Source organism: Mesorhizobium sp. M7D.F.Ca.US.004.01.2.1, from assembly GCF_003997785.1.
Taxonomy (GTDB): Bacteria; Pseudomonadota; Alphaproteobacteria; order Rhizobiales; family Rhizobiaceae; genus Mesorhizobium; species Mesorhizobium loti.
In genome coordinates this window covers 1-7,591 of the sequence record NZ_RZRQ01000286.1, presented here as the reverse complement: position 1 = coordinate 7,591, position 7,591 = coordinate 1, and the positions used below count along the sequence as shown (strand labels likewise).

Here is a 7,591-nt window from a genome sequence, read left to right as displayed (position 1 = left end):
CACCCGCATGACCTTTGCCTTTCCGCCCTCCGGGCCAAAGGGCGGGCCGGTCTTCAACTTCCGCTCTGACGGACGGAGTTTCGCCAACAGCAAGCGCTGCCTTATTCCGGCATCGGCTTTCTTCGAATTCACCGGAAAGAAGTCACCAAAGGCGAAGCATCGCTTCACTCTCAACGGCACCCCGTTCATGGCAATCGCCGGCCTGTGGCGCGATGGCGAAGGCAACAAGCCACCCACATTCGCGATGCTGACGACGGAACCTGGCCCGGACGTGGCACCCATCCACAATCGGCAGATTGTGGTGCTCCGCCCGCAGGATTGGGCGGCGTGGATCCATCTCACTAAACCCGAGGCAGAGCTGTTGAAGGCCCTGCCGGCTGGGTCGTTGGCGGTCGAAACCGTAAGAGAAGGAAGCGACTAGCTGGTGCGTTTTGCGCGAACCCGGGAGATCCTCAATGGCATCGCTGCGGCAATTGTTACCCCTCGAAATCGCAGCTCTCGCCAAGACATGAGCGCTTCGTTGCCCCTGGTTGCCGAGTGGCCACTGCCGCCAGCAGCGACACTTGGGTCGTCGGTGCGCACGAAAGGAATCGAGCGTGAAATACGTGCCCGTCTGCCATGGGCTGTGAGGAAGTACGCCAAAGCCGAAACCGGTCACATGACATTGCGGATGGGCGAAGACGATGCCGAAGAGTTCGAGGCCGCCTCAAACAAGATCGCCAAGACGCTGGAAACCATCGAGGTGCTGCCGGTCCTGCCGCGCGAGGCCGAGGACATCCTCACAATTTCTTCGCGCGAGCGTCACAAGTGGCTCAAAGACGGACGGCTGCAAAGCATTGGCACCCGCACCGTGAAGATGCGCGGTCGATCCAAGGCCGTCACCTTCCACGTTTTCGATCCCAAGCACATCGAAGACGTCCTTGATCGTGATCTGCCAAGCCTTTGGCGCGAAGAGGATGTGCAGCAAGTCACCCAGAACAGACGGCGCGGCGCCGGTAAGGCCGCACTGACGCGAGCGGGAAAAGGTAGCGGCAAGGGTCGCGGTGCCGGGAATGACCCCAGAGATGACCCTCCCCGGCCCAAGTTGAAGGGCTGGGACGCTTTCGACGACGAGGGCCTTCTCCGTTAGATCCGTCTTGTAGCCATTCGCGCCTCCAAAAGGGGCTCTTCGTGAAGCCAACCGGAAGCCGACGTGCCTGCAGCGGCGATTGGCCCGTCCCGAACGTCCCGAACCATTCCATCCTCAGAACGTTCTTCACGGGGACAGCCGCCAATTCTGAGGACGGATAGATGTTCGAAAACTTCGTGCTTGAAATGGTGGAAACGGAGGGCGGACCGATACGGCTTCGGCATGGCGGATCTGGGCCGCCTCTGCTTCTGATCCATGGCCATCCTCGCTCGCACATGACGTGGGGCCACGTCGCGGACTTGCTCTCAGCAGATTTCAGGATCGTGTGCCCCGACCTCCCCGGCTTCGGGCGCTCCTACATACCGCGGGACGATCCGGAGAGCAGGTTCTCGTCCAAGCGGGCAAAGGCCTCGGCGCTGGTGGAGGTGATGGAAAGGTTGGGCCACCACAGTTTCTTCGTCGCCGGGCATGATCGTGGCAGTCTGGTGGCTTTCAGAATGGCGATGGACCATCCCGATCTGGTGCGAAAACTGATCACCGTGGATGGATTGCCAGTTATCGAGCATCTGGAGCGTGCCGACTGGAAATTTGCCCGCAATTGGTACCACTGGTTCTTCTTCGCTCAGCCCGAGAAGCCGGAACGGGCCATCCTGGTAGACCCGATGGTATGGTATAGCGCCTTGCAGCCAGATGAGATGGGACGCGAAGCCTATGACGAGTTGGTTTCGCTGATCCACGATCCCGCGGTAGTCCATGGGATGGTCGAAGACTACCGCGCAGGTATCAGGATCGACCATCGCCATGACCGTGAGGATCGAGAGGCCGGCCGGAAGGTGCGCTGTCCGATGCTATGCCTTTGGTCACTCGACGACGACCTGGAGCAGATCTATGGCGATCCGGTCGCAATCTGGAAGCACTGGGCCGACAACGTGGGCGGCTACGGGATCAAGAGTGGGCACCATGTCGCCGAAGAAAATCCAGCCGCTCTCGCAGCGGCGTTCAAGGCCTTTCTCTGAAATGACAGAAGCACCGATTGAGCTTCCTATTTCCAATCCCGCGGCATGGCAGTGCGTTCCTGTCGGCCGCCGGCTGAAGAGGAGACCCTAAGAGGCTGCTGCGCCGGCCAATTGGCCTGCAGCAGTGCACACGAGAGGTGCGGTAGAATAGGATATGCGCACCGCGCGGTTCCTCTCGGCATCCAGCAATTCCTCCTCGCCCGTCAAGCCGTTCATAAACAACTTGAGCAGGTGCGCGGCGGTGCGCTCGGCGTCGATGGATTGAAGCGATAGACCTCGTTCCTGGCATACCGTTCGACACACGCGCGCGAGCACGTCAATCTCGCACGGCCCCAAGCACTGACCGGGATACAACATAGCCTTTCCTCCTCGAAAGCTACGAAGGCCGAATAATATCAGCACGCCGAGGCGCCGCAAATAAATTTTGATGTTACCGGCGGACTGTGCCGGCTGCCCAGCATTGCCCCCTATTTAAAATCCCGCGTCTTCACCTTGATCTGATCGATGTGCAGATAGGGATCAATGATATTCCTCGGCCTCGGCCCCTTCGGCATGCCGCGTGGATCGGGCGTGGGGCTGCCATGATGGAATTCGTCGCCCCGCCCATGCGGCAGCGGGAAGGCAGTGTCCCGGTCGCCAACGCTGGCAAGATCGGCTGAGAGATCACTCAGCCGATGGGCGACGAGATGAACCACGTCGCCCTCTCTTTGGATGCGCCCGTAAACACCAATCATGCCGGCGCCGAGCACGACCCTGCGATACTTCTCGAAGACCTTCACCCACACGACCAGGTTGGCGATGCCGGTCTCGTCCTCAAGCGTGATGAACATCACGCCCTTGGCTGAGCCGGGACGTTGTCGAACCAGCACAAGCCCGGCTGCCTCCAGCCACTGGCCATCGCGCGCCTGCATGGCCTCGCGGCAAGAGACGATGCGCTTGCGCCGCAGGTCGGCACGCAGGAAGGACACAGGATGATCGCGCAAGGTCAGCCCGACATGCCCGTAGTCCTCGACGACCTCGCCGCCTGATGTCATGGCGCGCAATGCCACGGCTGACTCGTGGATTTCCGGCACCGTGTGGCGCGCGCGAGCCGAGGCCGCCGCAAACAGTGGCAGCGGCTCGTCGCGCAGCGCCTTGATCGCCCACAGCGCCTCTCGCCTCGCCAGCGACAATGAGGGTTGAAAGGCGTCGGCCTGGGCGAGTTCGACCAGAGATGCCGCGGGAACACCAGCGCGATGCCAGAGGTCATCTACCGACGCAAAGGGCAGGTCGGCACGTGCCGTGACGATGGTCGCAGCATCGGCATTGGCAAGGCCACGCACCATGCGCAGCCCAAGACGCACGGCGAACCGGCCCTCGTTCTCGGTGGGCTCGAGCGTGCAGTCCCAGCGCGACGCATTCACACATACCGCCCGCACCTCGACGCCATGGTCGCGGGCATCGCGAACGATCTGCGCCGGTGCGTAGAAGCCCATTGGCTGAGCATTGAGGAGAGCCGCGCAGAAGACATCGGGATGATGGCATTTCAGCCAGGACGAGGCGTAGGCGATCAGCGCGAAGCTGGCTGCATGGCTCTCGGGAAAGCCGTAGCTGCCGAAGCCCTCCAGCTGTTTGAAGGTCTTTTCGGCGAATTCGCGCTCATAGCCGTTCTTGACCATGCCGCCGATCAGCTTGGCGCCAAAGCTGGAAACACCGCCAGTGTGCTTGAACGTGGCCATGGCGCGGCGAAGCTGATCGGCTTCGCCAGGCGTAAAGCCAGCGCATTCAATCGCGACCCGCATAGCCTGCTCCTGGAACAGCGGGACGCCTAGCGTTTTTCCGAGCACCTTTTCGAGCTCGGGCTTGGGATAGACGACGTCCTCCTTGCCTTCCCGCCGGCGCAGATAGGGATGCACCATATCACCCTGGATCGGGCCGGGCCGTACGATCGCCACCTCGATGACCAGATCATAGAAGGTCCGCGGCTTGATGCGCGGCAGCATCGACATCTGGGCGCGGGATTCGATCTGGAAGGTGCCCAGCGTATCGGCCTTGCGGATCATGGCGTAGGTGCGCGGATCCTCGGCAGGGATCGTTGCGAGATCGAGACTGATGCCCTTGTGTTGTGACAGGAGATCGAAGCCGCGCTTCATGCAGGACAGCATGCCCAACGCCAGTACGTCGACCTTCATGAACTTCAACGCATCGATATCATCCTTGTCCCATTCGATGACCTGGCGGTCCTTCATTGCGGCCGGCTCGATCGGCACCAGATCGTCGAGCCTGTCGCGGGTCAGCACGAAGCCACCGGGATGCTGCGACAAATGCCGCGGCGCGCCGATCAGCTGCCTGGCCAAGTCCAACGCCAGCCGCAGGCGGCGGTCTTCGAGATTGAGATTCAGCTCCTCGGCATGTTTTGGCTGGACGCCTTCGTCCGACCAGCCCCAGACCTGTGACGACAGCATCTTGATGAGGTCTTCGGGAAGGCCAAGGGCCTTGCCGACATCGCGCATGGCGCCCTTGGAACGATAGCGGATGACGGTCGAGCAAAGTGCTGCATGTTCACGGCCATAGGTGTCGAACACCCATTGCATGACGATTTCACGCCGCTCGTGTTCGAAGTCGACATCGATGTCGGGCGGTTCGCGGCGTTCTTCCGAGACAAAGCGCTCGAACAGGAGATCATTGCGGTCGGGGTCGATCGAGGTGATGCCCAGCACATAGCAGACGGCGCTGTTGGCGGCTGATCCCCTGCCCTGACAGAGGATGTCCTGACTGCGGGCAAAGCGAACGATCGCATTGACCGTCAGAAAATACGGCGCGTATTGCAGCTTCTCGATGAGCTGCAATTCATGCTTGAGTGTGCCGACAACCTTGTCCGGCACGCCCTCGGGAAACCGCTCCGTCGCGCCTTCCCAGGTGAGTTTCTCCAAGGCCTGCTGCGGTGTCAGCCCCGGTAGCATCCGCTCTTCGGGATATTGATAGGCAAGCTCGTCCAATGAGAACCGGCAGCGATCGGCGATCTCGACCGTCCTGGCGATCGCTTCGGGATAGCCGCCAAAAAGCCGTGCCATTTCAGCGGGAGGTTTCAGATAGCGGTCGGCATGCCGCTCGCGCCGAAACCCGGCATCGTCGATGGTGACATTGTGCCGGATGCAGGTGATGACGTCCTGCAGGATGCGCCGTGACGGTTCGTGGAACAGCACGTCGTTGGTAACGACGGTCGGCACGCCGGCCTGTCCGGCGAGGTTGGACAGATCGTGCAGCCGTAGCGCATCATTGGGACGGCGGCGCAGCGCCAGCGCCATATAGGCGCGACCGTCAAAGGCCTCTTGGATCCGCCGCAGCCAGAGCGAGCATGTATCGTCGGCCTGGTCGGGCAGGAACACCGCAACGAGGTCCTCGCCATAAGCAACAAGGTCGTCCCAATGCAGCACGCACTTCGCCTTGCCGCCACGTCCCTTGCCCAACGACAGCATGCGACATAGCCGGGAGTAGGATGCGCGCTCGGTCGGATAGACCAGGACCGAAATCTCGTCCACCAGATCGAGACGGCAGCCGACGATCAGCCTGACACCGGTCGCCTTGGCCGCCTCATGCGCGCGCACAATGCCCGCCAGGCTGTTGCGATCGCAAATGGCAAGTGCCGGTATGTCCATGATGGCTGCTTGCGCAAACAATTCGTCGCAGGAGCTGGCGCCGCGCAAGAAGGAAAAGTGCGAGGTGCATTGCAGTTCGACGTAAGACGCATTCATCCGAAGATGCCGTGCAGGAACCAGCGATGCGAACCGGTCCCGGCATCCTCGCCGTCACCGGCGCGATAGATCCAAAAGCGCTCGCCGGCTTCGTCCTCGACCTGGAAATAGTCGCGCACGGCGGCAAGCTCGGCGTCACGCTTCCACCACTCCCCAAAGACCCGCTCGGGCCCGTCGGCGCGCTTGACTCGCCGACGGATGCCTCTCAAGGTAAAGCTCGCCGGCGGATGATCCGGCAGCAGCGCTATCGCCTCGATGAGCTCAGGCACGGCAAACAAACGAGCGGGGCGCGGCCAATGGTCTGGCCATGCGTCGCCGGTTTCCGCAGACGCGGGGGCCACCCGCCGAAACGATCGCTCGGGCACGTCGCTTGCCACCGGCGTAAACCGATAGAGCATCTCCTCGCCGACGCGATTGCCGAGTATGTCGATCAGGTCGGAGATGTCAGTATCTCGTTGCTCGATGAGTGACGAAATGGTCTGCCTGGGTGTCAGCGGTTCAGCCAGGGGCGCGGACAAACTTATCAACTCGATGCCGAAGCCGGGATCGACCGTCTCGATCTTGTCGCAGAGCAGTCGTGTCAGCCGTTTCACATCGCGGACCGGCAAGGCCGTGCCGACGCGAATGGCTTCGATGCGGTTGTCGACGCGGTAGAGCAACAGATCGAGCCGCCGGGCGCCGAGGCCTTTGGTCTCGAGCTCGATACTCAGCGCTTGAACAAGCTTGCCGACATAGCGTGCGATTGTCTCGGCCGCACCGATTGGCTCGCCAAAGGCACGTTTGACCTCGACCATTTCGGCTGGCCGCACTGGCTCTATCGGCTCTGAGAGGCGGCCAGCAGCCTGGTCGAGACGGCGACACAATTCCGGGCCGAAGCGCAGGGTCAGTGGCGCGCGCGGCTGCTTCAAAAGCTCGCCTACCCTGTCGAAACCCAAAACACGCAGACCGCCGACGATCGCATCGGGCAATCGCAGTGCCGCGATGGGCAGAGGGAGGATCGCTTCGCAGGTTGCGTTAACGGTGACCAGGCTGACGGTCCGGTTGACGTATCGCGCGACAGCGTGTGCGGCGCCCCAGCTATCGGCTATCGCTGCCCGCGCCGAGAAGCCGACCTGGCTGAGACGTTCGACCATATCGGTCAGCATCATTTGTTCGCCGCCATGAAGGTGATCGGCGCCCATGGTGTCCATGACCAATCCGTCCGGAGGATCCACAGCGACCATCGGCGCGTACCGCCGCAATGCCCACAGGGCCAGCCGCTCCAATGCCTCCGCGTCGGCATCGGGTTCCGCGTCCATAACCACCAGCCCCTGAACCAGAGCCTGCGCCTTCGTCGCAGGCATTCCGACGCGCAGCCCTGCTTCCAGCGCCGCGCGATCCGCGGCAACCACCAGGCGACGGTTGCCCTGCCGTCCAACCAGCACCATCGGCTTATCCGGTGGCGGCGAGACGTCGCCCAATTTCCTTCTGAGCCGGTCGGTCGACCAGCTTGGAAGGAAGAGCGAGACGACCCTTGGCATCACAAGCCTCCACTTCGATATCGAGCGTTTCGCCTCCACGAGACCGGATCAGTTCCAGTTGCCATCGTGCCCGGCCGACGCCCGGCACCGGCAGCGGTCGCGACGGCAAGACAGAAACGCGCCAGCGCGTGACGGACGCCGTCGGCTGCCCGAAATCGGCAGCTTCGGTCTGGCGGCGCCATCGGCGGATGG

Annotated in this window: 5 protein-coding genes and 1 pseudogene; 3 read left to right on the top strand and 3 right to left on the bottom strand. The window is 62.2% G+C overall.

The annotated features are described in order from the left end of the window. From EN993_RS27640 to EN993_RS27630, 3 genes are all read left to right on the top strand, one after another. A partial coding sequence (locus EN993_RS27640; RefSeq protein ID WP_127265347.1) for an SOS response-associated peptidase family protein occupies positions 1 to 421 on the top strand: 421 nt, incomplete at its 5' end. Positions 422 to 424: 3 nt separating this feature from the next. Beyond that, on the top strand, positions 425 to 1,129 hold the full coding sequence (locus tag EN993_RS27635; RefSeq protein ID WP_127265346.1) for a hypothetical protein: 705 nt from the start codon (positions 425 to 427) through the stop codon (positions 1,127 to 1,129). A gap of 161 nt (positions 1,130 to 1,290) precedes the next feature. After that, a complete protein-coding gene (locus EN993_RS27630) occupies positions 1,291 to 2,145 on the top strand; it encodes an alpha/beta hydrolase (protein ID WP_127265345.1) in 855 nt (284 codons plus the stop codon). Positions 2,146 to 2,612: 467 nt separating this feature from the next. On the opposite strand, the gene EN993_RS27620 is transcribed toward EN993_RS27630, so the two are convergent. The 3 genes and pseudogenes from EN993_RS27620 to EN993_RS27610 all read right to left on the bottom strand — a co-directional run. Next, complete coding sequence (locus EN993_RS27620) at positions 2,613 to 5,879, bottom strand: error-prone DNA polymerase (protein WP_127265343.1); 3,267 nt, start codon at positions 5,877 to 5,879, stop codon at positions 2,613 to 2,615. Then, complete coding sequence (locus EN993_RS27615; protein WP_127265342.1) at positions 5,876 to 7,399, bottom strand: DNA polymerase Y family protein; 1,524 nt, start codon at positions 7,397 to 7,399, stop codon at positions 5,876 to 5,878. Before EN993_RS27615 ends, EN993_RS27620 begins: the two co-directional genes overlap by 4 nt. Continuing rightward, a pseudogene (locus EN993_RS27610) lies at positions 7,311 to 7,591 on the bottom strand (damage-inducible protein); the annotation flags it as partial. The pseudogene EN993_RS27610 and the gene EN993_RS27615, both read right to left, overlap by 89 nt.

Excerpts from the sequence above, each read along its gene's own strand:
- EN993_RS27615 (WP_127265342.1), bottom strand. The coding sequence starts at position 7,399 with ATGCCAAGGGTCGTCTCGCTCTTCCTTCCAAGCTGGTCGACCGACCGG.
- EN993_RS27620 (WP_127265343.1), bottom strand. The coding sequence starts at position 5,879 with ATGAATGCGTCTTACGTCGAACTGCAATGCACCTCGCACTTTTCCTTC.
- EN993_RS27630 (WP_127265345.1), top strand. The coding sequence starts at position 1,291 with ATGTTCGAAAACTTCGTGCTTGAAATGGTGGAAACGGAGGGCGGACCG.